The sequence below is a fragment of the Stenotrophomonas sp. HITSZ_GD genome (assembly GCF_029543105.1).
Taxonomy (GTDB): domain Bacteria; phylum Pseudomonadota; class Gammaproteobacteria; order Xanthomonadales; family Xanthomonadaceae; genus Stenotrophomonas_A.
Genome location: NZ_JARQXB010000027.1, coordinates 1 through 23,313, shown reverse-complemented (window position 1 = coordinate 23,313; position 23,313 = coordinate 1). Strand labels below are relative to the sequence as shown.

The 23,313-nt window shown below is 71.1% G+C and carries 24 protein-coding genes; 13 read left to right on the top strand and 11 right to left on the bottom strand.

What is annotated here, in order from left to right; translation table 11 throughout:
• Both P6166_RS16855 and rnfB read left to right on the top strand, forming a co-directional pair.
• Positions 1-591 carry an HAD-IB family hydrolase gene (locus tag P6166_RS16855; RefSeq protein WP_277765590.1) on the top strand — a complete coding sequence of 197 codons (591 nt, stop codon included), beginning with the start codon at positions 1-3 and terminating at the stop codon, positions 589-591.
• 29 nt (positions 592-620) lie between these two features.
• On the top strand, positions 621-1,037 hold the full coding sequence (rnfB, locus tag P6166_RS16850; protein ID WP_277765589.1) for an Rnf electron transport complex subunit RnfB: 417 nt from the start codon (positions 621-623) through the stop codon (positions 1,035-1,037).
• 208 nt (positions 1,038-1,245) lie between these two features.
• On the opposite strand, the gene P6166_RS16845 is transcribed toward rnfB, so the two are convergent.
• Both P6166_RS16845 and P6166_RS16840 read right to left on the bottom strand, forming a co-directional pair.
• Positions 1,246-1,590: a RidA family protein gene (locus P6166_RS16845; RefSeq protein ID WP_277765600.1), complete on the bottom strand. Its 345-nt coding sequence runs from the start codon at positions 1,588-1,590 to the stop codon at positions 1,246-1,248.
• Positions 1,587-2,279, bottom strand: coding sequence for a DUF998 domain-containing protein (locus tag P6166_RS16840; RefSeq protein ID WP_277765588.1), 693 nt, complete (start codon positions 2,277-2,279; stop codon positions 1,587-1,589). Before P6166_RS16840 ends, P6166_RS16845 begins: the two co-directional genes overlap by 4 nt.
• Positions 2,280-2,427: 148 nt before the next feature.
• Here P6166_RS16840 and mprF point away from each other — a divergent pair, with 148 nt between their 5' ends.
• Positions 2,428-5,001 carry a bifunctional lysylphosphatidylglycerol flippase/synthetase MprF gene (gene mprF / locus P6166_RS16835; RefSeq protein WP_277765587.1) on the top strand — a complete coding sequence of 858 codons (2,574 nt, stop codon included), beginning with the start codon at positions 2,428-2,430 and terminating at the stop codon, positions 4,999-5,001.
• Positions 5,002-5,088: 87 nt separating this feature from the next.
• On the opposite strand, the gene P6166_RS16830 is transcribed toward mprF, so the two are convergent.
• The 4 genes from P6166_RS16830 to thpR form a co-directional block, all read right to left on the bottom strand.
• Positions 5,089-6,420 (bottom strand): AcvB/VirJ family lysyl-phosphatidylglycerol hydrolase, encoded by a 1,332-nt coding sequence (locus P6166_RS16830; RefSeq protein ID WP_277765599.1) that lies wholly within the window; start codon positions 6,418-6,420, stop codon positions 5,089-5,091.
• A 112-nt stretch (positions 6,421-6,532) separates the two neighbouring features.
• On the bottom strand, positions 6,533-6,715 hold the full coding sequence (locus tag P6166_RS16825; protein WP_277765586.1) for an oxidoreductase-like domain-containing protein: 183 nt from the start codon (positions 6,713-6,715) through the stop codon (positions 6,533-6,535).
• 84 nt (positions 6,716-6,799) lie between these two features.
• The gene (locus tag P6166_RS16820) at positions 6,800-7,402 is read right to left on the bottom strand and encodes a hypothetical protein (RefSeq protein ID WP_277765598.1); all 603 of its coding nucleotides are present in this window, start codon (positions 7,400-7,402) and stop codon (positions 6,800-6,802) included.
• Positions 7,403-7,457: 55 nt separating this feature from the next.
• A complete protein-coding gene (thpR, locus tag P6166_RS16815; protein ID WP_277765585.1) occupies positions 7,458-8,063 on the bottom strand; it encodes an RNA 2',3'-cyclic phosphodiesterase in 606 nt (201 codons plus the stop codon).
• Positions 8,064-8,223: 160 nt separating this feature from the next.
• On the opposite strand from thpR, the gene P6166_RS16810 reads away from it, so the two are divergent.
• On the top strand, positions 8,224-9,393 hold the full coding sequence (locus P6166_RS16810) for a tetratricopeptide repeat protein (RefSeq protein WP_277765584.1): 1,170 nt from the start codon (positions 8,224-8,226) through the stop codon (positions 9,391-9,393).
• Between the two features lie 103 nt (positions 9,394-9,496).
• Entirely contained in the window at positions 9,497-10,618 is a 1,122-nt protein-coding gene (locus P6166_RS16805; protein ID WP_277765583.1) for an alkene reductase, read from the top strand.
• Between the two features lie 16 nt (positions 10,619-10,634).
• On the opposite strand, the gene P6166_RS16800 is transcribed toward P6166_RS16805, so the two are convergent.
• Positions 10,635-13,115 (bottom strand): prolyl oligopeptidase family serine peptidase, encoded by a 2,481-nt coding sequence (locus P6166_RS16800; RefSeq protein WP_277765582.1) that lies wholly within the window; start codon positions 13,113-13,115, stop codon positions 10,635-10,637.
• A 117-nt stretch (positions 13,116-13,232) separates the two neighbouring features.
• Here P6166_RS16800 and P6166_RS16795 point away from each other — a divergent pair, with 117 nt between their 5' ends.
• Positions 13,233-14,285 (top strand): L,D-transpeptidase, encoded by a 1,053-nt coding sequence (locus P6166_RS16795; protein WP_277765581.1) that lies wholly within the window; start codon positions 13,233-13,235, stop codon positions 14,283-14,285.
• Positions 14,286-14,302: 17 nt separating this feature from the next.
• On the opposite strand, the gene P6166_RS16790 is transcribed toward P6166_RS16795, so the two are convergent.
• On the bottom strand, positions 14,303-14,641 hold the full coding sequence (locus P6166_RS16790) for a zinc ribbon domain-containing protein YjdM (protein ID WP_277765580.1): 339 nt from the start codon (positions 14,639-14,641) through the stop codon (positions 14,303-14,305).
• A 165-nt stretch (positions 14,642-14,806) separates the two neighbouring features.
• Here P6166_RS16790 and P6166_RS16785 point away from each other — a divergent pair, with 165 nt between their 5' ends.
• The 4 genes from P6166_RS16785 to P6166_RS16770 all read left to right on the top strand — a co-directional run bounded on the left by P6166_RS16785 (position 14,807) and on the right by P6166_RS16770 (position 18,273).
• Positions 14,807-15,766, top strand: a complete 960-nt coding sequence (locus tag P6166_RS16785; protein ID WP_277765579.1) for a cation diffusion facilitator family transporter — start codon at positions 14,807-14,809, stop codon at positions 15,764-15,766.
• A gap of 95 nt (positions 15,767-15,861) precedes the next feature.
• On the top strand, positions 15,862-17,226 hold the full coding sequence (locus P6166_RS16780; RefSeq protein WP_277765578.1) for an Hsp70 family protein: 1,365 nt from the start codon (positions 15,862-15,864) through the stop codon (positions 17,224-17,226).
• A gap of 90 nt (positions 17,227-17,316) precedes the next feature.
• Positions 17,317-17,844: a DUF1993 domain-containing protein gene (locus P6166_RS16775; RefSeq protein WP_277765577.1), complete on the top strand. Its 528-nt coding sequence runs from the start codon at positions 17,317-17,319 to the stop codon at positions 17,842-17,844.
• 243 nt (positions 17,845-18,087) lie between these two features.
• A complete protein-coding gene (locus P6166_RS16770; protein WP_277765576.1) occupies positions 18,088-18,273 on the top strand; it encodes a hypothetical protein in 186 nt (61 codons plus the stop codon).
• A gap of 33 nt (positions 18,274-18,306) precedes the next feature.
• On the opposite strand, the gene P6166_RS16765 is transcribed toward P6166_RS16770, so the two are convergent.
• From P6166_RS16765 to P6166_RS16755, 3 genes are read right to left on the bottom strand one after another with little or no spacing between them, the layout of a single operon-like run.
• Positions 18,307-19,191 (bottom strand): DUF4097 family beta strand repeat-containing protein, encoded by an 885-nt coding sequence (locus tag P6166_RS16765; protein ID WP_277765575.1) that lies wholly within the window; start codon positions 19,189-19,191, stop codon positions 18,307-18,309.
• 36 nt (positions 19,192-19,227) lie between these two features.
• Positions 19,228-19,797 carry a hypothetical protein gene (locus P6166_RS16760; RefSeq protein WP_277765574.1) on the bottom strand — a complete coding sequence of 190 codons (570 nt, stop codon included), beginning with the start codon at positions 19,795-19,797 and terminating at the stop codon, positions 19,228-19,230.
• Entirely contained in the window at positions 19,794-20,363 is a 570-nt protein-coding gene (locus P6166_RS16755) for an RNA polymerase sigma factor (RefSeq protein WP_277765573.1), read from the bottom strand. Before P6166_RS16755 ends, P6166_RS16760 begins: the two co-directional genes overlap by 4 nt.
• 131 nt (positions 20,364-20,494) lie before the next feature.
• Between P6166_RS16755 and P6166_RS16750 the strand changes: the two genes are divergently transcribed.
• The 3 genes from P6166_RS16750 to P6166_RS16740 all read left to right on the top strand — a co-directional run bounded on the left by P6166_RS16750 (position 20,495) and on the right by P6166_RS16740 (position 23,122).
• Entirely contained in the window at positions 20,495-20,746 is a 252-nt protein-coding gene (locus P6166_RS16750; protein WP_277765572.1) for a hypothetical protein, read from the top strand.
• Between the two features lie 82 nt (positions 20,747-20,828).
• Complete coding sequence (locus P6166_RS16745; RefSeq protein WP_277765597.1) at positions 20,829-22,517, top strand: AMP-binding protein; 1,689 nt, start codon at positions 20,829-20,831, stop codon at positions 22,515-22,517.
• A gap of 68 nt (positions 22,518-22,585) precedes the next feature.
• A complete protein-coding gene (locus P6166_RS16740; RefSeq protein ID WP_277765596.1) occupies positions 22,586-23,122 on the top strand; it encodes a mechanosensitive ion channel domain-containing protein in 537 nt (178 codons plus the stop codon).
• The last annotated feature ends 191 nt before the right edge of the window (positions 23,123-23,313 follow it).

The window sequence follows — 23,313 nt, the reverse complement described above, 5'->3', positions numbered from 1 at the left end:
GTGCAGCTGGCGCTGTTCGATTTCGACTACACCGTCACGGTGTGCGACACCTATTCGCGTTTCCTGCGCCGGATCGCCACGCCGGCGCAGCGGGCGCGGGCGCGCTGGACGATGGGGCCGTGGGTGCTGGCCTATCGCACCGGCGTGGTGTCGCCGAGTGACCTCCGGGTGCGCGCGACGCGCATGGCTTTCACGGATCGCGCCGAAGGCGAGATCCTCGACGCCGGCCGCCGCTATGCCGACGAGGTGCTGCCGGGCGTGCTGCGGCCGGAGATGATGCAGCGGATCGAATGGCACCAGGCGCAAGGCCACGAGGTGGCGCTGGTGTCCGGTTCGCTGGACAGCTACCTGCGCCCGTGGTGCGCGCGGCACGGACTCGGGTTGATCTGCAACCGGCTGGAAAGCGCCGAGGGACGGTTGACCGGACGCTATGCCGGCGGTGACCGCGGCGGCCACAAAGCGGCCGATATCCGGGCGCGCTACGATCTGTCGCGCTACGAACGCATCCATGCCTACGGCGACAGCCGCGAGGACCGCCCGATGCTCGCGCTGGCGCACGAGCGCTGGTATCGCGGACGTCGCATCGCCTGACTTCCCATCGCGCAGCCTGACGCCACGCCATGACTTCCCCGCTTCCCGATCTGGTCGAACGCCTCGACCGCCTGTTGCCGCAGACCCAATGCGGCCAGTGCGGGTTCGACGGCTGCCGCCCCTATGCGGAGGCGATGGCGCGCGGGGACGCCGGGGTGGATCACTGCCCGCCCGGCGGCGATGCCGGGGCGCGGGCGTTGGCGGCGGTGCTCGATGTGCCGGCCGTGCCCTACGACCGCAGCCGCGGGGCGCACAAGGCGGCGCAGGTGGCGTGGATCGTGGAGGCCGATTGCATCGGCTGCACGAAGTGCATCCAGGCCTGCCCGGTCGACGCGATCATCGGCGGGGCCAAGTTCATGCATACGGTGATCGCGCCGCTGTGTACCGGATGCGAGTTGTGCGTGCCGGTGTGCCCGGTGGACTGCATCGAATTGCGGGCGGTTTGACGCGGCTGCCCGGCGGCGCGTCGTTCTGTCCTGTTCGCGCGGCGCCCCGGGAGCAGGCCCTTTCCGGGACGCGCCGCGAATCCCTGCCACGAGGCGGACAGGCGACCTCCTTGTCGCCTAAGGTCGCGGAAAAGCGCCTGCCCTCAGTGCCCGATCGTTCAATGCGCGCGGATCGGAAAGCGTGCGCCTCGCGGGATATCTACGTCGATCAGATCGCCGCGGTGATCACGATCTCGATCTTCCAGTCCGGGCACGCCAGTTTGGCCTCGACGGTGGCGCGCGCGGGAGTGAAGCCCGGGGCGACCCATTCGTCCCACACTTCGTTCATCGCGGCGAAGTCGGCGATGTCGGCCAGGAAGATTTCCGCGCGCAGGATTTTGGTCTTGTCGCTCGCGCCGAGCGCCAGCAGACGGTCGATCTCCGCCAGTACCTGGCGTGTCTGGCCCTTGATGTCCTGCGTGGCGTCCTCGGCGATCTGCCCGGCGAGATAGCACACGCCGTGGTGCACGGTCATCTCGGACATGCGCGGTCCGGTTTCATATCGCTGCATCAGGATTCCTCCCTTGTGGATGGCATCGCATTGGCACGCGTTCGCACGGCGTGCGCAGCCCCCGGGCCGCGCGCCAGTTGCACGCCCACCGCGATCAGCCAGGCGACGATCAGCACGATCGCGCTCTTTTGCCCCAGCCCGCGCGGGCCCCAGCGCAGCACGACATGCGCGAACAGCACGGCGAAGGCGACCGCACCCAGCAGCCCCGCGCGCCGCGCATGCGCGCGCCAACGCGGGTCGCGGCCGAAGTACCACGATTGCAGGCAGATGGCGGCGATCACGCACAGGAACGCGGCCTGCGCCGAGAGCAGGTGCACGGCCGGCGCGAGGTTCGGGGCGTATTGCGGCAGGTAGCTGTCGCCGATGGCCACCGCGGCCAGGCCAGCCGCCGCGGCCCAGAACAGCCCCAGCACCGCGCCGCTGCGCGCGCCCGGCGACAGGCTCGCCTGCACGGCCAGCGCCTGCAGCGACATCGACAGGGCCAGCAGGCAATAGGCCACGCGCAGCGACAGCCCATACGGCCCATGCAGGTACAGGCTCAACTGCGCCTGCGTCCAGGACAGGTCGCCGCGCAGCCCCTGCAGCACCAGCACCCACAGCAGGAAGGCGGCGCCGGTGGCGGCGGCGAGCGCGCCGCTGCGCGCGATCCAGCGCGCGGGCGCGGGCGAGTCTGACAAGCGGCTCAACGACATGGGGCTTCCCTGGGCAAAGGCCGCATCACGGCCGTCCGTGGCGCGGGCAATGGCCTTATGATGCGCGCCTGTCGAAGGCGAGGCCACCTCGCCGGCCGTTGCTTCACCCCGCGGCACAGGCTCCCCTTCCCCGCCGAGATTCGCGCACATGACGGACCCCGCAGCCGCCGCGGCGGCAGCACCGCAAAGTGGCTGGCGACGGGCGCTGCCCGTCGTCATCAGCCTGGTCATCCTGGCGATGGCGCTGCGCGCGCTGTCGGCCGAGTTCAGCACGCACGGCTACGCGGCGATCCGCCATGCGTTCCGCGACATCGGCGTCGGCCAGGTCGTGCTCACCCTCGTGCTGGGCCTGAGCAGCTACGCCTGCCTGGTGCTGTTCGACGCGATTGGCCTGCACCGCAGCGGCCGCCACCTGCATCCGGCGCGCATCGCCATCACCGCCTTCCTGGCGCACACCGTCGGGCAGACGCTGGGCTTCGCCGCGCTCACCGGCGGGGCGGTGCGCCTGCGCGGCTATGGACAGGTGGGGCTGAACCTGGGCGAGATCGGCCAGGTGGTGCTGGTGAGCACGCTGGGCTTCGTGTTCGGCGCCTGGGTGCTGCTCGGCCTGGCGCTGCTGCTGGAGCCGGCCGCCGCGGCGCTGGCGCTGCCGGTGGGCGCAGGCGCGGTGCAGGCGATCGGCATCGCGCTGCTGGCCGGCTTCGTGCTGATGCTGCTGGCGGTGGGCCGCCAGGGCCGCACGCTGCGCATCGGCGCGCATGCGCTGTGGTTGCCCGATTACCGCACCGTGCTCGGCGTCACCGTGCTGAGCGTGGTCGAACTGGGCCTGGCCAGCGCGGCGCTGTACGTGCTGCTGCCCCCCATTCCGGGCACCGACTACATCGGCTTCGTCGGCCTGTACCTGGTGGCGGTGGTCGCCGGCCTGCTGTCCACCGTGCCGGCCGGGCTGGGCGTGTTCGAGTGGAGCCTGCTCAAGCTGCTGCCGGGCGTGGCGCCGGCCGCGCTGCTGGCCGCCGCGCTGGTCTATCGCATCACCTACTACGTGTTCCCGATGCTGCTGGCGCTGCTGATGGCCGCGGCCACCGGCCTGCGCCGGCCGGTCTCGCGCGGCACCGTGGCCGCGCGCGCGGCGTGGCTGACGCTGCGCCCCTGGCTGCCGCAGATCATCGCCATCGCGGTGTTCGCGATGGGCGCGGCCCTGGTCATCGAAGGCACGCTGCCGATGCCGCACCGCTGGGAAGGCGTGGCGCCGCTGCCGCTGGTGGAGACCTCGCACCTGCTCGCCAGCCTGGGCGGCGTGGCGTTGTTGCTGATCGGCCAGGGCCTGCAGCGCCGCAGCCACGCCGCATGGGTGCTGGCGCTGGCGATCTGCCTGGCGTTGCCGTTGCCGGCGTGGCTGCGCGGCGGCCATGTGCCGGTGTCGCTGAGCGCGTTGCTGGTCGCGCTGGCGCTGTGGGTGTCGCGCCGCGAGTTCTACCGCGAAGGCGCGCTGCTGGACGAGGCCTGGTCCTGGCCGTGGCTGCGCAACCTCGGGTTGGTGCTGGTGGCCACGGTCTGGCTGCTGTTCTTCGTCTACAGCCACGTCGAATACCAGCGCGAACTGTGGTGGCAGTTCGCCATTTCCGGCAACGCGCCGCGCGCATTGCGCGCGCTGCTGCTGGTGGCGGTGGCGGTGATCGCCTTCGGGTTGGCGCGGCTGCTGCACAGCACCCGGCGCCCCCTGGCGCCGGCCACCGACGCCGAACTCGATGCGCTGGCGCCGATCCTGGCCGGCGGCGCGGACACGCAGGCCTCGCTGGTGCTCACCGGCGACAAGGCGCTGCTGCGCGACGAGGCGCAACGTGGCTTCGTGATGATGCAGCGCTACGGCGGCTCGCTGATCTCGATGGGCGATCCGGTCGGCCCGCCGGAGGTCGCGCGCGAGCTGATCTGGCGCTTCCGCGAGGAAGCCGACCGGCTGGGCCTGCGCCCGGTGTTCTACCAGGTGGGCGACCAGCATTGGCAGACCTATCTGGACATGGGCCTGACCCTGGTCAAGCTCGGCGAGGAAGCGGTGGTGCCGATCGCCGGCTTCCAGCTGGAAGGCAAGGAACGCGCCGAACTGCGCCAGGCCTTCAACCGCGGCAAGCGCAGCGGCCTGAGCTTCCGCATGCTGATGCCCGAAGCGGTGGCGCCGGTGCTGCCGCGGCTGGAGGAAATCTCGCGGCAGTGGCTGGAAGACAAGGCCGGCGAGGAAAAGGGCTTCTCGCTGGGCAGCTTCGATCCGGCGTACCTGGTGCGCTTCCCGGTGGCGGTGGTCGAGTTCGAGGGCCGCATCGTCGCCTTCGCCAACGTGTGGCGCGCGCCGGCCGGCGGCGAGTTGTCGGTGGACCTGATGCGGCACACCGACGAGGCGCCCAAGGGCACGATGGACTACCTGTTCGTCGAGTTGTTTCTGTGGGGCGCGGCGAACGGCTTCCAGCGCTTCTCGCTGGGCATGGCGCCGCTGTCGGGGATGGCGCAGCACCGGCTGGCCGGGCGCTGGACCCGCTTCGCCAACGTGGTGGTGCGGCATGGCGAGCGCTTCTACGGCTTCAGCGGGCTGCGCCGGTTCAAATCCAAGTTCATGCCGCAGTGGCGGCCGCGCTACCTGGCCGCGCCCGGCGGCATGCACCTGCCGGCGGCGTTGCTGGACGTGACGCGGCTGATTTCGCTGGATCCCAAGCGACGCGATCGGGATTGAGCCGCGGCGGCCCGTGCCGGGCCGCCCTGCCGTCACCGCCCGGTGGACGCGGCGTGGGCCGCGACCGCCCTCCCTCGCACGAGGCCCTCAGCGCGCCGGCGTATTCCCCAGTTCGCGCAGGATGGTCTGCGCCAGCGTGGCGTAGTCGCCCTTGAAGTGATGGTCGCCCGGCAAGGAGAAACGCCGCGTCGCTTTCTCCGGCAGATGCGGGCACAGCGTGTCGGCGTCGGCCTGCCCGTAGATGCACAGCGTGCGCGTCGGATCGAGCTTGGCGATCTCCGGCGCGATCGGCAGGCCGTCGTTGTTCGCGCCCAGCCAGTTGCTCACGTGGAATTCGTAGTCCGCCAGCTTGCCCACCGACAGCAGCGCGGTGAGCGAGACGCTGTCGCGCGTGGCGGCCGGCAGATGCGCAATGGCCGCTGGCAGCACGTCGGCGCCTTGCGAGAAGCCGATCAGCACCACCTTCGGCCGCTGCCAGCGATGCGCGTAGAAGCGCGCGATGCGGTCCAGGTCGGTGGCGAAGCCCTGCGGCGTGCGCTCACTCCAGAAATAGCGCAGCGAATCCACGCCCACCACCGGGATGCCGGCCTCGGCCAGCTTGGCGGCGACCTGCTTGTCCAACCCCGCCCAGCCGCCGTCGCCGGAGACGAAGATGGCGAACGTATCGGCCGGGCCGCGTGCGCTGCCTTGCACCGGCACCTCGACGATCGGCAGGCCCTTGAGGTCGGCCGGCGGCGCCGGCAGGCTCACGCCGCGCTGGCTGCCCAGCGAACGCACCGCCGCGCGCAGGCCCGGCAGCAGGTCGCCCTGCGCGTTGCGTTCGAGCACGCGCGCCTGCGCCACGCCGGCGACGAAGCCCTCGGCCGCCGGCTTGTCGCAGCGCGCCCCCGGCGCGGCCTGGGCGGCCAGCCACGGCACCGGCAGCTTCACCGGCTGCAGCGCGCCGCCGGCGGCCACGCCGGCGCCACAGATGGCCCGTTCCGGCACGCTCGCCGGGCACAGGTCGTCGGTGAGCACGCCGGCGAGTACGTTGGCCGGCGCCTGCGCGGCCACCGCGTAGGCCAGCGCCGCGCCTTCGCCATCGCCCACCAGCAACGGCAGGCGGTAGGTCGGGATGTGCAGGTAGGCCTGCACATAGCGCGAGAAGTTCTCCACGTCGCCGGAGCCGAACACGCACTTGCCGGTGTCCTTGCCCAGCACCGCGTACAGGTGCGCGGTGTCGACCATCACCACCAGCGCGCCATCCTGGCGCAGCGCCTCGGCCTGGCGCTCGCGCGCGGTCGCGTCGCGCGCGCCGCCGGCGAACCACACCACGACCCGCTGCGGTTCGCCCTGCGGGCGAAACACCGGCACGTTCTCGAAGCGGCCGTGCGACACCTTCTCCGGCGCCGGGGTGGCGGTGCCGGCGGGCGCGGCCATGGCCACGGGAAGGGCCAGCGCGAACGCGGCGGGCAGGACGCGGATCAGGTCACGAAGCGGCATGGGAAGGTCGTCGAAGGGGGATGGACGTGGCCGTGCGCCACGGGCGGGCTCATTCGGCATCGGGATGGCGCTGGCGCCACTGCGCCAGCTTCTCGCGGTAGCGTGCCACTTCCTCCGCATAGAGGTCGTAGACGCACAACGGGCAGCCGCTGCCGCAGCATTCGTTGGGCGCGGGCTCGATCGGCGCCTGCGGGCGCGGATCGTCGGCGGGAACGGCGGCGGGATCGGGCATGGCGACGCGGAAGCACGGCAGGCGCACATTCTAGCCACTCGCCCGCATCGCGCCGTGACCGGCCACCGCGGCGCGCGCCGGCATTCAGCCGATGGCGCGGCGCAGGTTGGCACGGGCCTGCGCATCGCAGCGCGCATGGAACCAGTCGCTGAGGAAGATGCGCGGCTGTTCGAGCACGCCGCGCAGGAAGCGGCGGCGGTTGATGCGATACAGGAAGCCCGGCACGTGCCCGCGGTATTCCTCGGCGATGGCCTGGTCGTAGGCGTCGAACTGCGCCGGCGGTGCGGCGAGGATCGCCATGTCGCAGTCGAGCATCAGCGCCGCGTCGGCATCCACGTCGGCCGGGGCGAGCTGGCCATGCCGCGCGGTGAGCAGGATCAGCTCGGCCACGCGCGCGATGTCGAGGCCGGCGTCGGGCCACCAGCGCGGGATCGTCGTGCGTGCCAGTTCGGCCGAGCGCGCCTCGTTGTCGCGCTGGCCGGGCTCGTAGATGGCGTCGTGGAACAGCAGTGCCAGCGCCACCTCGCGCGGCTGCCGCCAGCCCGGGCAGGCGGCGACCTCGGCGTAGCCCTGCAGCACAGCCTCGATATGACCCCAGTGGTGATAGGCGCGCGGCGGCTGCGCGTAAGCCGCTTGCAGCGCCTCCCACTGCGCCGGCTGCAGCGGCAACGGCACGATGGATTGGATCGACGCGCTCACCATGCGCGCAGCCTAGCGCCGCGCGCAGGCCGCGCCAAGCCGCTCAGCCGGCCAGCGGCCAGCGCCCTTCCTCGCGGTAGTGCGCCTGGCCGCGCACGCTGCGCAGCAGCACCAGTTCGTTTGCTTCCCAGGCCAGCGGCGTGGCCAGCGGGCGCTCGGCGATGCCGTGGCGGTCGTACAGCAGCGTCATGTGCGGGGTGAAGCGCGTATCGCCCGACAATCCTTCGTGGGCCAGTGCGGAGGCCAGGCGACGGTGCAGTTCGTGCGCGCCCGCGGTGCCGGCGGCATCGCCCAGCGCGACGCCGGGGCGCTCGCGGCGCGGCCCGCCGAAACTGCCCACCCGGTCCAGCGCCAGCGCGAACGGTGCCATCCGCAACGCCTGCGCCGCGCGCTGCGCGCGTGCCAGCAGCGAGGGCGGCAGGCCGGCGTATTCGCCGAGGTAATGCAGGGTCACGTGCAGGCGTTCGCGGGCGATCAGGCGCGCCGAAGGCAACTCGACCCGCAGCGCGGCGGCCACCGCGTGCGCGGCCTCGGCCACCGCCGCCGGCGGCAACAGCGCGAAGAACAGGCGCTCGGTCGCGCGCGCCTCGCCAAAGCCCAGCGACAGCTGCGCCTCGGCCGAGGACAGGTAGAGGAACTGCCGGTTCATCGGCTCATGCCGGCACTGCGCCGCCGCGTGGGAGGGGCGCGGATACTAGCAGAGCGCATGTGTTGCGCGCTGCACCATCCGCGCCTGCGCCACCTTTGCCAAACAGGCATACACTGCCGGCAGCACCAGGGCGACGGCCCGACCGTCGCGGGAGACTGCAATGGGCATCGTGCTTTCCTTCGCATTGGCCGCCGCGCTCGCCACCGCACCGGCCGCGCCGCCGCCGGCCGAACTGTCCGTGGCCGGCGCCACGCCCACGCTGCCCGCCGGCGATGCCCCCGCCGCCGCGGCCGACGCCGCGGTGCTGCCGCCCCCCTCGCCCGATACGCTGCTGGCGGTGCCGCCGGAGCTCAAGCAGCTGCTGCGGCAGAAGGTCACCCATTACGGCGCGCAGGAAGACCGCGTGCAGGCGCTGGTGCATCTGATCTTCGACGAGGACGCGCTGGCGCTGCGCTATTCCACCGAGGCCACCCACTCGGTGGCCGAGACCTACCAGTTGCGCAGCGCCAACTGCCTGTCGTTCACCCTGTTCTTCGTCGCCCTCGCCCGCGAGGCGGGCATCACCGCGCGCCCGCAGGAAGTGGGCCAGGTGCTGAGCTGGTGGCAGGACCAGCGCACGATCTATAACTTCGGCCATGTCAACGCGCAGGTACGCATCGACGGCCGCAACGGCACCGTGGACCTGGACGCCAGCGTGTTGATGGACCGCCGCGGCCCGCGCGTGATCAGCGACCAGCGCCTGTTCGCGCACTACTACAACAACCGCGGCAGCGAACTGATGGCCGCCGGCCAGAACGGCCCGGCGCGGCAGTACTACCAGCAGGCGCTGCGCATGGATGCCACCCTGCCCAACATCTGGAACAACCTGGGCGTGCTGGAAGCGCGCGAAGGGCATCTGGACGCCGCCGGCCAGGATTACGCGCAGGCGCTGCAGCTCAACCCGGCGCACGTGGCCAGCCTGTCCAACACCATCAACCTGTACCGGCGCCTGGGCAACACGGCGGCCGCCGATGCCACGTTGAAGCGGCTGGAGGACATCCGTGCGGTCGATCCGTTCTACCACTTCATGATGGGCCGCCAGGCGGAGAGCGGCGGCGACTACGCCCAGGCGATCTCGCACTACCGCCGCGCGGTGGCGCTGCACCCCGCCGCGCACCAGTTCCACTTCGGCCTGGCGCGGGCCTATTTCCTGAGCGGCAATGCGCGGCTGGCCGAGCGCGAGATGCGCCGGGCGCGCGACCTGGGCCCGGAGAACGACCGCACGCGCTACCAGGCCAAGCTCGACGGTCTGCAGCGGCTGGAACGCGCCGGCTCGCTGTCCTCGCGCTGAGCGGCGGTTCGCGCGCGGCGGGAAACAGTTTCCTACGCTTGCGACGCGACGCGCACGCGGCGCGTGGGCATCATGGGCGCCTGTTTCCCCCCGGACCCCTCCCATGGCAGACACCGCCCCCGCTTCCACTTCCACTTCCCAGCAGTTGTTCACGCCCACGCAGCTGGGCGACATCCCCCTGGCCAACCGCATCGTGATGGCCCCGCTCACGCGCGACCGCGCCGTCGCCGGCCAGGTGCCCAACCCCCTGGCCGTGGAGTACTACGCCCAGCGCGCCAGCGGCGGCCTGCTGATCGCCGAGGGCACCCAGATCAACCCGCTCGGCCAGGGCTATCTCGACACGCCCGGCATCCACACGCCGGCGCAGGTGGAAGGCTGGAAGCGCGTCACCGAGGCGGTGCACGCACGCCGCGGCCGCATCATCGTGCAGCTGTGGCATGTCGGGCGCATCTCGCACACCAGCCTGCTGCCGCCGGGCGAAGTGCCGGTGGCGCCGAGCGCGCTGCGCGCGGAGGGCAAGACCTTCACCGCGCAGGGCTTCGAGGATGTGTCCGAGCCGCGCGCGCTGGCCCTGGAGGAAATCCCCGGCTTGATCGCCGACTACGTGCGCGCCGCGCGCAACGCCATCGAGGCCGGCTTCGACGGCGTGGAAATCCACGCGGCCAACGGCTACCTGATCGACCAGTTCCTGCGCGACGGCAGCAACCACCGCCAGGACGCCTACGGTGGCAGCATCGAGAACCGCACGCGCCTGCTGGCCGAGGTGACGCAGGCCATCGCCGAGGAGATCGGCGCCGGCCGTACCGGCGTGCGCCTGTCGCCGGTGACGCCGGTCAACGACGCGCATGATTCCAACCCGCAGCCGCTGTTCGAGCGCGCGGTGGAGCGGCTGGACGCGATCGAAGGGCTGGCGTTCGTGCACGTCATCGAGGGCGCCACCGGCGGGCCGCGCGACGTGGCCCCGTTCGACTACGCCGCGCTGCGCGCGAAGTTCCGCGGCGCGTGGATCGCCAACAACGGCTACGACAAGGCGATGGCCGAACAGGCAATCGCCTCCGGCTACGCCGACGCGGTGGCCTTCGGCCGCGCGTACATCGCCAACCCCGACCTGGTCGAGCGCCTGCAGTTGGATGCCCCGCTCAACGAGGTGGATGCCGCCACCTTGTATGGCGGCGGCGCCAAGGGCTACACCGACTACCCGACGCTGGCCCAGGCCGGGAAGTAAGCCGTCGCGGCGCGCCTCAGGGCGCGCCGCTGGCCGGCTTGGCGGGCGCGGCCTCCAGGTGCGCCTGCAGGAAACCGGCCACGCCGGTCCACAGGCGGATCTCGTCGTCCTCGTCGAAACCGTGGCCGGCCTTCTCGAACGTCATCCCCACCGGCGTGTTGCCGCCGGCCACCAGCAGGCGCTGCATGCGCCGCATGTGCTCGTAGTCCACGCGGCGATCCTCCAGGCCGTGCGCGAGCAGCACCGGCGTCTTGATGCGCTCGTAGTGGTACAGCGGCGAGGTGTCCTGCATCTGCGCGGCCTCGGTGCGCGGATCGCCCAGGTAGCGCTCCAGCTCCGCACGCAGCTTGGCGGTGCGCCCGCTGTCGCTGGCGGTATAGAGGAGGATGCGGTCCGACACGCCGGCGATCGAGCCCACGCAGCGGAACCGCTCCGGCCAGCGCATCGCCATCACCAGCGATGAATAGCCGCCATAGCTGCCGCCCACCACGCACATGCGCTGCCCGTCCACCGGCTGTTCGGCCAGCACCTTGTTGATCGCCAGGTCGATGTCGTCCTCGATCAGCGTGCCGAAGCCGGCCTTGCCCGCTTCGCGGAACGCGCGGCCGTAGCCCTCCGAACCCCGGAAATTGACCCGCAACACCGCGTAGCCCAGCGAAGCGAGGAACTGGGTTTCCGCGTCGAAGGCCAGGCTGTCGGCCACGCCGATCGGGCCGCCGTGCGGCATCACCACCAGCGGCCGCTTGCCCTGCCCCGCCGGCAGCGTGAGGAAGGCCTGCAACGGCAGCCCGTCGCGGCTGCGGTAGGACACCAGGCGCGTGGGCGCCAGCGGCACCTTCTCCAGCCACAGGCGGTCCTCGGCCAGCAGCGCCATCGTGTGCTTCTGCACGTCCAGGTGATACAGCTGGCCGGGCTGGTCGCCGGCGTCCACCCACACCACCGCCTGCTGGCCGTCGCGGCTGCGGTCCACCACCACCACGTTGCGATCGGGCATGGCGGCGCGCAACGACTCGGCCAGGCGCGCATCGCCGGCGCCGAAATATTCGCTCAGCAGATGGCCGTCGCGGTAATAGCGCACGCCCACCACCTCGCGGCGCGGGCCGAAGATCGGCGCTTTCACGTCCACCCCCGGCTTGGAGAACAGCGTGCGGGTGATCTTGCGGCTGGCGATGTCGTAGGCGACCAGGTCGCGCTGGCCGCGATCCTTGTCGGTGATGGCGTAGATTTCCTCGCCCTCGTAGGACAGCGCCACCGGCTCGAAATCCTGCATGTCGGCAAAGCGCATGACCTCGCTGTATTCGCCGCCGCGGCGATGCATCAGCACGTAGTCGTCATCGCGCTTGACCGTGGCCAGCCGCAGCTGGCCGCGCCCGTCGGCCATCCAGTTGACGTCGTCGGTGAGGCCCACGTTCAAGCGGTCGCGCATGCGCGGGCGGTCGGCGTCCACCAGGGCCTGGCTGCCGATGGGCAGGTAGCGCACCAGGGGATCGCCGTGGCTGTCGAAGCTCACGTAGAGCACCAGGTCCGGTTGGTCGTCGAGCACGTCCAGCACGGTACCGCCGCTGGGCAGCTGGATCACCGACCAGCGGCGCTTGCCGCCGGCATCGCGCGTGGTGCGCAGCACGCGCTCCAGGTGGCCGCCGACCACGCGCGCGGAAAACAGCAGCGCATCGCTGCCCGACCAGCGCACGTCATCGAACGGCGTCACGCTGGTGGCCAGCACCGTGCGCGTGGAATCGAGCAGGTCGATCAGCTCGATCTGCCACTTGTCCTTGCCTTCCCACGTTTCCATCGCCAACAGGTCGCCGCGCGGGTTGAGGTAGGCCGCGCGCAGCCGGCCCGGCCGCAGCAGCACGTCGGCAGCCACCGGCAGCTTGCCCGGCGCCGGCGGCGCGGCCAGCACCGGTTCGCTGGCCGGCACGTTGTGCGTCGCCTGCACCTGGCGGTAGAACGCCGGAAAGGGATCGGGATAGTGCCCCGAATAGGCGAACGGCACCTGCTGCAGGCCCGGATGCTGCGCCTGCAGCCAGTCCATGGCTGCCAGCGCGCGATTGACCATGCCGGTGTCGGCCCGCCAGACCCCGGTCGGCCGGAACAGCAGGTCGCCCGGATAGGTGATCCGGCCCGGCTCGACGCGGAAGCGGAACTCCTCCGAGTCCTCCAGGTTGAAGCCGAACCAGACCGAAGCGTTCGACGCCACGGTGATCTTCTTCCACGCGTAGTCGCCTACCGGCGCCACGTACAGGCGGTAGCTGCGGCCGGGCTGGATCTGCGTCATCACGCCGGCGCCGAATACCTGGCCGTCCTTGTTGAGGGTCACCCGCTCCAGCGTCTGGCTGGTATCGACGGCCATCAGCACCATGCCTTCGTCCGGTGCCAGCACCGGCATCTCGCCCGGCTTCACCAGCTGCATGCGCGCCATCGCGGGCGCCACGAAGGCAAATACGCACAGCAGCGCGCACCACGTGCGCGCGGCGCGAACAACGGAGTTTCCCACTGTCTTTTCCCCCTGGACGCTGCCATCCCCGGCCGCGCAGCGGAATCATAAGCTGCCTCGCGCGCGCCGCAAGCGGGCCCTTGCTAGGATCGGCGCGTCTCCCGCGAAGGAACCGCCATGCCCCGACTGCCCCGGCTCGCCCTCGCCCTGGCGCTCGCCTTGCCCGCCACCTGCGCCTGGGCCGTGCCGACGTGGGGCGCGCGCCAGTCCAGCCCGGCCGATACGCCGGCGGCCGCGCTCAAGCCCGGCGAATGGATCTGGGGCGGTGTCAGCAAGGGCTGGGGGCCGATGGCGGTGATCGTCAGCCTCACCGAACAGCGCGCCTACGCCTACCGCAACGGCATCCTGATCGGGGTCAGCACGATCAGCAGCGGCAAGAAGGGCTACGAGACGCCGACGGGCGTGTTCACCATCCTGCAGAAAGACAAGGACCACCACTCCAACGAGTACGACAACGCGCCCATGCCCTACCAGCAGCGGCTGACCTGGGGCGGCGTGGCGCTGCATGCCGGCGGCCTGCCGGGCTATCCCGAATCCCACGGCTGCGTGCACCTGCCCACCGAGTTCGCGCGCCTGCTGTTCGACAACTCGAACATGGGCATGGTGGTGGTGGTGTCCGAGGCCGGCGTGAGCGGCGAGGACGTGGTGCATCCGCGCGCGGTCAGCCCGATCGACCCGCTCACCGGCGCCGAGCGCGCGATGCTGCCGCTGGGCAACGGCGAGGCCTACACCTGGCAGCCCCTGCTCTCGCCGAGCGGGCCGGTGTCGATGGTGATGAGCACCGCCGACCAGCAACTGCTGGTGTTCCGCAACGGCGTGGAGATCGGGCGGGCCCGCATCGCGCTGCGCGCGGATGCGACGGGCACGCCGGTGGGGACGCAGGCCTTCATCGTCGGCCAGGGCTTCCTGCCGGGCGAGCTCCCCGGCCTGCCCGGGCAGCGCATGCCGAACTGGATGCGCATCGGCATTCCCGGCGAAGCCAACGCCGGCGCCGCGCTCGAGGCCGACACCGTGGGCCGCCTGCAGGTGCCCAACGGATTCCTCGCCAACGTGCTGCCGCTGCTGGTCCCCGGCGTGGTACTGGTGGCGACCGACCAGCCAATCCTGCCGGAAACCACCGGCGCACCGGTGCAGGTGCTGGATTCGGATCCGCCCGAAGCGCCGCGCTGAGCGGCGCGGCGCCAGGCTCAGGCCTTGCGCAGGTAAATCGTCTTCAGCACCAGGTCCTTGATCTTGTCCGAGTGGCCTTCGATGTGCTCGGCGTCGTCCTCGATCAGGCGGATGTTGCGGATCACCGTGCCCTGCTTGAGCGGGATCGAAGCGCCCTTGACCTTGAGGTCCTTGATCACGGTGACGGTGTCGCCGGCGGACAGCACGTTGCCGTTGCAATCGCGCACCACCACGCCGGCCTCGGCGGCGGCGTCGCCCACGCTCCATTCGTGGCCGCAATCGGCGCACACGAACAGCGCGCCATCGGCGTAGGTGTTTTCAAGCGAGCATTGCGGACACGCGGGGACGTTGGACATCGCGACATTACCGGGGGAAAGCGGCCTATTGTAAGGCGCCGGGCCGCGCGGCGCGGCGTCGAACCGACTCCCCGGCAAACCGCACCCGCCACGGGCAGTGGCGTACACATCGCCGGCACGCGCAGCGCCGGATCATCGTGACGCCCCACCTGCCTGGAATGTCCCGTGAGCGCTCCGCACGGCTCCCGCCTCGTCGTCTATGTCGCGCTTGTCGGCAACCTCGGCATCGCCATTGCCAAGTTCATCGCCGCCGGCATTTCCGGCAGTTCGGCGATGCTCAGCGAAGGCGTGCATTCGCTGGTGGACACCATCAACGAAGTCCTGCTGCTGCATGGCCTGCGCCGCGCGGCGCGCCGGCCCACGCCGACGCATCCTTTCGGCTACGGGCGCGAGTTGTATTTCTGGAGCTTCATCGTCGCCCTGCTGGTGTTTTCCATGGGCGCGGGCGTATCGCTGTACGAAGGCGTGCAGCACCTGCGCCACCCGCAACCGGCGCGCAGCCACGGCTTGGCCTACGCGGTGCTGGCCATCTCCTTCGTCTTCGAGGGCACGTCCTGGTGGGTGGCGCTGCGGGAGTTCCGCCGCCGCAAGGGCAAGCTCGGCTATTTCGAAGCATTCCGCCAGAGCAAGGACCCCAGCACGTTCACCGTGCTGCTGGAGGACAGCGCCGCCCTGCTCGGCCTGCTGTTCGCCTTCGCCGGGCTGCTCGGCGCGCAGTGGCTGGACATGCCGCAGCTCGACGGCGTGGCCTCGATCGGCATCGCCGCCGTGTTGGCGTTCACCGCCTTCCTGCTGGCGCGCGAGACCAAGGGCCTGCTGATCGGCGAACCGGCGCACCCGCGCGTGGCCGAATCGCTGTTGTCCATCGCCGCGCGCGACCCGGACGTGCGCGCCGCCAACGGGGTGCTGACCATGCAGATGGGGCCCAACCAGGTGGTGGCCACGCTCAGCGCGGAATTCGAGGACAGCCGCACCACGCCGCAGATCGAGGCGTGCATCGGGCGCATCGAAGCTGCCGCGCGCCAGACGCATCCGGAACTGGTGGCGTTGTTCATCAAGCCGCAGACGCCGGAAGTATGGCGCGCGCGACGCGAGGCAATGGAGCGCGCCGCGCAGGAGAACTGAAGCGGCCAGGCCCTGAGCACGCCGGCGCACCGCGCCGCGCATGCCGGTAGAATGCGCGGCCCGCGGCGTGGCCGTGCAGTTTCTCCGGATTTCCCATGCGCCTGGGCATCGACTTCGGCACCAGCAACTCCGCCGCCGCCGCGGTGATCGGCGGCGAGGTCGCACCGGTGCGCTTTCCCGCCGCGCACGGCGAAGCGCTGCAGTTCCGCACCACGGTGTATTTCCCCGAAGTGATGCGCGACCCCAACGACTTCGCCCTGACCCCGGCCATGGAACACGAGGTCGAGCGGCTGGTGGACGCCGGGCGCCGCGATGCGCTCGCCGCCGGCCGCCCGCGCGAGGACGCCGCGCTGCGCCGTGACGCCGTGCGCGTGGTGCGCCGCGACTGGATGGAGCACTCGGTACGCGAGCCGGCCAGCTCGGCGGCGCTGCTGCAGAACGCGGTGTATGGCGAGGAGGCGCTGGAAGCCTATTTCCTGGAGAACGAAGGCAACCTGGTGCAGAGCCCCAAGTCGATGCTCGGCTACAGCCTGCATCCGCGCGCGCGCCAGACCATCACCGGCATCGCCAGCCACATCCTCGAACACATCCGCCTCACCGCCTCGCGCCAGTTCGACCACAACATCCGCCGCGCGCTGATCGGCCGGCCGGTGCGCTTCCGCAGTTCCATCGGCGAGGCCGGCAACGCGCAGGCGCTGGAAATCCTCCATGCCGCCGCGCGCGATGCCGGCTTCGACGACATCCAGTTCCTGGAGGAACCAGCCGCGGCGGCGATGCACCACCACGCTGGCAGCACGCAGCGCCACGAGGCGGTGATCGTCGACATCGGCGGCGGCACCACCGATATCGCCCACGCCAGCGTGGGGGGCGACAGCGCGCCGCAAGTGCATCGCGCCTGGGGTATCGCGCGCGGCGGCACCGACATCGACCTGGCACTGAGCCTGGCCGGCTTCATGCCGCTGTTCGGGCGCGGCCTGACCCGCGTGCCGGCGCACCATTACGTGGAAGCGGCCATGGTGCAGGACCTGCCGCGCCAGCGCGATTTCCGCCAGCATCGCTACGAGGGCGTGCCGGACCCGTTCGAGGCGCGCCTGCGCGCGTTGCAGGAGGCCGGCAACACGGCGCGGCTGTACCGCGCGGTGGAGCGCAGCAAGATCGCCCTGAGCGATGCGGCGCGCCACGCCGAATCGCTGGATTTCATCGAGGCTGGGCTGGGCACCGATATCGCCGACCGCGCGCTGGTGGCCGCGGCCGGGCCCTACCTGGACGAGCTGGAAGCGCTGCTGCGCCAGGTCGTGGCCGACATCGGCCACGTGCCGGGCGTGGTGTTCCTCACCGGCGGCATGTCGCGGGCCGGCTACGTGCGCCAGCGGGTGATGGACTGCTTCCCCGGGGCGCAGGCGGTGCTGGGCGATCCCTCGTTCGGCGTGGTGCGGGGGCTGGCGCTGGCGGCCGCCTGATCGACGCGACACAGCATCCGGCCGGTGGCGCCGCCACCCGGCGGTAGCCCGGCTATGCTGCGGCCTTCCTTCCGTCCCGGGTCGCCCGCCATGTCGCTGTCCTACTACCAGGCCTCCGTGCCCGTGCTCGCGCACGGCCTGCGCCAGCTGTCCCACCTGCTCGACAAGGGCAAGGCGCACGTTTCCTCGCACGGGCGCGACCCGGCCACGCTGATCGACGCGCGCCTGGCCGATGACATGTACCCGCTCTCGGCGCAGGTGCAGCGCGCCTGCGACACCGCCAAGCTCACCGTGCAGCGCCTGTCCGGCGTGGACGCGCCGCGGATGGAGGACAACGAGCGCACCTTCGCCGAACTGCACCAGCGCATCGATGCGACCCTGGCCTACCTGGAATCGGTCCCCGCCGAGGCGTTCGCCACCGAGCGCGAGATCGTGCTGAAGTTCGGCCAGTTCCAGGCGCGCTTCGACAACGGCGGCTACCTCACCGAGTTCGCGCTCCCCAATTTCTTCTTCCACATCACCACCGCCTACGCGATCCTGCGCCACCAGGGCGTGTCGATCGGCAAGCTGGATTACCTCGGCCGCATCGGCCAGGTTTCGGCCGCGCCTGGCGCCTGAACCGGCGCGCACGCCCGCGCCAGTGGCCCATTCAGGTGGTGATTAACGAACCTCTACACCCATCGGCGTAGGCTATGGCCCACGGCGCCTGCGTGCGCCGCCGACGCCACGGCGTCCCCTCAGCGTGACCCCGCCTTGCGCCCGCTGCCGGCCTTCGCCGGCGGCCCGGCTTCACCCCAAGGCCCGGCCCCGCTCCTGCCGGCCTGTTTCGCCGGCGTCCCTGCCCCACAGGAGAAACGTTCCATGCCACGTTCCAGCAAGCAGAAGGTCCAGCCCACCGTGTCGCGCGGCGATGGCAAGGCCCAGCCGCTCAACCGCGAGCGTATCGCCGCCGACCTGGCCGCGTTCCGCAAGTCCGGTGGCCGCATCGAGGTGCTGCCCACCTTCTTCCGTCCCGGCCGCCCGGCCAACGACCACGACGCCGACTGAGCCGGCGCCACGGTTCCCCTGCGGCGGCGGCGCTCAGCCGCCGCGCCGCACCCGCACCGATCCCGAGTGCGAATTGATGTCGATATCGCCGTTGCCGCCGCCCAGGCGCACGTCCAGGTGACGGCCCGGCCCGTATTCCGGGCGCTGCACTTCGCCGGCATCGCTCTGGATGTCGCCACTGAAGGTTTCCACGCGCAGCTGGGCTGACACGTCCTTGGGCAGGCCCAGGTCGATGCGCCCGCTCACCGTCTGCAGGTCGATGCTCCCGCCGGGCGCGAAACGCGCCACGCCCAGGTCCATGCTGCCGGAGACGGTCTCCGCGCGCAGCCGCGAGACCTGGCCAGCCTGCAGCCCGATGCTGCCGCTCACCGTCTGCACTGATACGTCGCCGCTAGGCCCGCCCTCTGCGCGCAACCGCCCGCTGACGGTATTGGCGCGCAGGCGCTCGGTGGCCACGCGCGACGTCAGCGAACCGCTGACCGTGGACAGCTGCGATTCGCGCGCCTTGCCCTGCGCAGTGAGGCTGCCGGATACCGTCTGCGCCTGCAGGCGCTTCACGTCCACGTCCGACATGTCCAACGTGGCGCTCACCGTCTGCGCCTGCAGGTCCACGCCGCGCGGCACCCGCAGTTCCAGCTGCGCGCCGTCCGAGCTGCGGTTCTGCGGGTAGACCACCCGCAGCTGCACGCGGTTGGCGCTGCTCTGCACTTCCAGGCGCTGGCCCGGGCCGAGTTCGCCGGTGAGGCTGACCTCGTTGCGGTCCCAGCCGCGCACGCGCACCTCGCCGGCGACGTTGTCGATCTCCACGCGCCCGCCCGAGGACAGCGGGTGGCTCTGGTTGACCGCGGTCTGCGCGGCGACGGGGCCGGCCACGATGGCGGCGGCGATCAGGAAGGCGGTAACCGGCAAGGCTTTCATCGGATGGGCTCCATCGTGTTGCGGTATGCGTCGGAATCAGGTCGCGCTGGCCGGCAAGGCGAGCGCCGCCATGCGGGTCAGTTCGAGGCGTTTGTCGTAGGTACGGCGCAGCTGGCCGAGCAGGTAGCCGGCATCGGGCTGCTGGCGCAGGGCATCGCGGATCTGCGCTTCGCTCTGGTCCAGCGTGTGCAACGCCGGCTGCAGCTCCGCCGGCGTGGGCACGCGCGGCAGCGTGGCCATCGCCCGCTGGTACTCCAGGGACAAGGCGTCGGCTTGCGCCAGCAGCGGCGTGTCCTGCGGTGCCTGCGCGACCTGCGCCGGCGCGGGGGCCTGCGGCATCGACATGCGCGAAGGCCACAGCAGCACGGCGAGCGCGGCCAGCGAGGCGGCGGCGGCCAGGCTGGCCGGCAGGCGCCAGCGCCGCCGGGTGGCCGGCCGGCGAGCGACCGGCGCGATCGCGAGCGCCGGCCGCGCGGCCGGCGCGGGCGCCTCGCCGATCGCCGCCCGGATGCCGTCCCACACCGCGGGCGGCGGCATGCGCTGGTCGGGCAGCGCGCGCAGGCGCGCCTGCAGGTCGTGGTCTTCGTCGTGGAAGGGATGGTTCATGCCGCTTCTCCCATGCGTGCGCGGAGCAGTCCGCGTGCGCGATGCAATTGTGCCTTCGAACTGCCGACGGCCATGTCCAGCGCCTCGGCGATCTCGTGATGTTTCCAGCCCTCGACGTCGTGCAGCACCAGCACCGCCCGCGCGCGCGGCGGCAGGGTGTGCAGCGCGCGCTCCAGGTCGATGCGCTGCGTCGGGCAGGCCTCGCGTGCGGGCAGGTCGGCCAGCACGGCCTCGTCGGTCGGCTCGCCCTCGGCCTTGCGCGCGCGCAGTTCCATCAGCGCGGTGTTCACCGCCAGGCGGTGCAGCCAGGTGGACAGCGCGCTTTCGAAGCGGAACTGCGGCAGCGCGCGCCAGGCCTGGATGAAGGTGTCCTGCAGCACGTCGTCGGCGCGCGCCGCCTGGCCGCCACACAGGCGCCACACCACCGCGTACAACCGCGGCGAATGGCGGCGGTAGATGCACTCGTAGGCCTGCCGGTCCCCGCCCGCGGCGGCGCGGGCGAGGCTGTCGTCATCGGGGCCGATGGCAGTGGCGGCGGCGGAAGAGGGCACGGTGGCGTCGAGCATATCCCTTGGATGTGCCGGGGCGCGGAAAGGTTTAAAGCCCGTATCGCAAGAAGGCGTTTAAACCTTCCGGACACCGGCGGCATCCAAGCTGGCGACGACGTGGCCCCCGCCGCGGCCCCGAAGGATCGACCATGGCCCTGCCCCTGCTTGGCATGCTGATGCTGGTATGCCCCCACCACTGCGAGGTGCCGCTGCCCGGCGGGGCGCTGGAGGTGCACGCCGAGGCGACGCAGTGGCAGTGGTGCGTGCGCGTGGACGCCACCTCGCCCTGGCGACTGTGCGAAGACGAGTGGCCGCTGTGGATGCGCGAGCGCCTGCACGCGGCGCTGCGCCGGCTGCAGGCCGGCGCGCCGCTGGAGAACGGCCCGCCGCAGGCCGCCTGAGGGGCGCGCGGGAAGTTGGCAGGAACGCGCGCGCGTTCTATGGTCGGGCTGCTCTCCCCTGCTCGCACCCGCCATGTCCTCGATGCCCGACACCCGCCCCAGCCACGTCATCGGCAGCCAGCACCCGCCGCTGCTGGACGAGACCGTCGGCGGCCTGCTCGCGCGCGTGGCGCGGCAATGGCCGGGCCGTCCCGCGCTCGTGGCCCCCGCGCAAGGCGTGCGCATCGACTACTCCACCCTCGATGCGGCGGTGACGCGGCTGGCCGCCGGCTTGCTGGAGCTGGGGCTGGAAGCGGGCGACCGTATAGGCATCTGGTCGCTCAACCGCGCCGAATGGGTACTGATGCAGTTCGCCAGCGCGCGCGCCGGGTTGATCCTGGTCAACATCAATCCCGCCTATCGCAGCCACGAGCTGGAATACGCGCTCAACCTGTCCGGCTGCCGCGCGCTGGTGATGGCGCGGCAGTTCAAGACGTCCGACTACGTCGCCACGCTCGCGCAACTCGCACCGGAGCTGGCCCACGCCGCCCCGGGCGCGCTGCATGCCGCCGCGTTGCCGGCCCTGCGCCACGTGCTGCTGCTGGGCGACGAGCCCGCCCTGCCCGGCATGTGGCGCTTCAACGACGTGGCGCTGTGCCGCGACGAGGCGGCACTGGCGCACGTGCGTGCGCTGCAGCCCACGCTGCATGCGGACGAGGCGATCAACATTCAGTTCACCTCCGGTACCACCGGCTCGCCCAAGGGGGCGACGCTGAGCCACCGCAACATCGTCAACAACGGCTATTTCATCGGCGAGCAGATGCGCTTGGGCCCGCAGGACCGGCTCTGCATCCCGGTGCCTTTCTACCACTGCTTCGGCATGGTGCTGGGCAACCTGGCCTGCGTGACGCACGCGGCCTGCATGGTGGTGCCGGGCGAAGGCTTCGACGCGCTGGCCACGCTGCGCACCGTGGCGCAGGAGCGCTGCACGGCGCTGCACGGCGTGCCGACGATGTTCATCGCGATGCTGGAGCATCCGCGCTTCGATGAGTTCGACCTGTCCACGCTGCGCACCGGCATCATGGCCGGTTCGCCTTGCCCGGTGGAGGTGATGCGGCAGGTGGTCTCGCGCATGCACATGGACGAGGTGACGATCGCCTACGGCATGACCGAGACCAGCCCGGTGAGCTTCCAGACCCACCCGGACGACCCGCTGGAACGGCGGGTGGATTCGGTGGGCCGCGTGCATCCGCACGTGGAGGTGCGCATCGTCGACGAGGAAGGCCGCGTGGTGGCGCGCGGTGAAACCGGCGAGTTGCAGACGCGCGGCTATTCGGTGATGCGCGGCTACTGGCACGACCCGGCGCGCACGGCCGAGGCGCTGGATGCCGAGGGCTGGATGCACACCGGCGACCTGGCCACGCTGGACGAGGAAGGCTATTGCCGCATCGTCGGCCGGCTCAAGGACATGCTGATCCGCGGCGGGGAGAACATCTATCCGCGCGAGATCGAGGAGTTCCTCTACGGGCATCCGGACATCGCCGAGGTGCAGGTGTTCGGGGTGCCGGACGAGAAGTTCGGCGAGGAAGTCTGCGCATGGATACGCCGCCGCGAGGGCGCGCAACTCGAGGCCGAGGCGGTGCGCGCGTATTGCCGCGATCGCATCGCCTACTACAAGGTGCCGCGCTACGTGGAATTCGTCGATACCTTCCCGATGACGATCACGGGCAAGGCGCAGAAGTACCTGATGCGCGAGGAGATGGCCGAGCGGCTGTCGCGCGCGAGGGGCTAGAATGCAAGCCCTTTCAAGGTGTGCCGCGCATGTTTTCGTTCGCCCTGATCCGCAGCGTGTTTCCGCGCATGGAAGGCCGCCTGGCCGCTGCGTTGGAAACGGCGCTGGTGATCGTGCTGATCGTGGGACTGGCGCTGCTGGCGCGGGCGATCCTGCGCCAGCTGATCCGCCGGCTGGAGCGCAAGTACGCGCTGCCGCCGGAAATCGACATCGGCGTGCGGCGCACCGGTAGCGTGCTGATCAGCGTGGCGGCGCTGCTGGCGATCCTCTACGCGCTAGGCGTGACGCCGGCGGTGCTGTGGACGGCCTTCACCGGTTTCGCGGCAGTAGGCGCGGTGGCGTTCTTCGCGGCGTGGAGCGTGTTGTCCAACATCTTCTGCACGTTCCTCATCGTGACCACGCGGCCGTTCCGGCTGCACGACCATATCGAGCTGCTGGAGAACGGGGAGAAGCCGGGGCTCAAGGGCAAGGTGGTGGACATCAACCTGATCTACACCACGCTGCAGGAGGCCGAGGAAGGCAGCGTGCTGCAGATTCCCAACAGCTTGTTCTTCCAGCGCACGACGCGGCGCAGGCGGGATCGCGAGGGGTTCGATGCGGGGTGATGTTTGCTGGTGGCTTTTGAAGGTGTTTTTTTTGTGTTTTTTTTCGGGTGGGTCGCTTCGGATGTGGACCGGGTTGCGGGCTTGGCTGCACGGGCTTCGTGAGGCTGGCGCGGTGGGCCCTTTCGGGACACGCCGTGAATCCATCCATGGAGGCTCGTAGGCGACATCCATGTCGCCTACGGTCCCGAAAG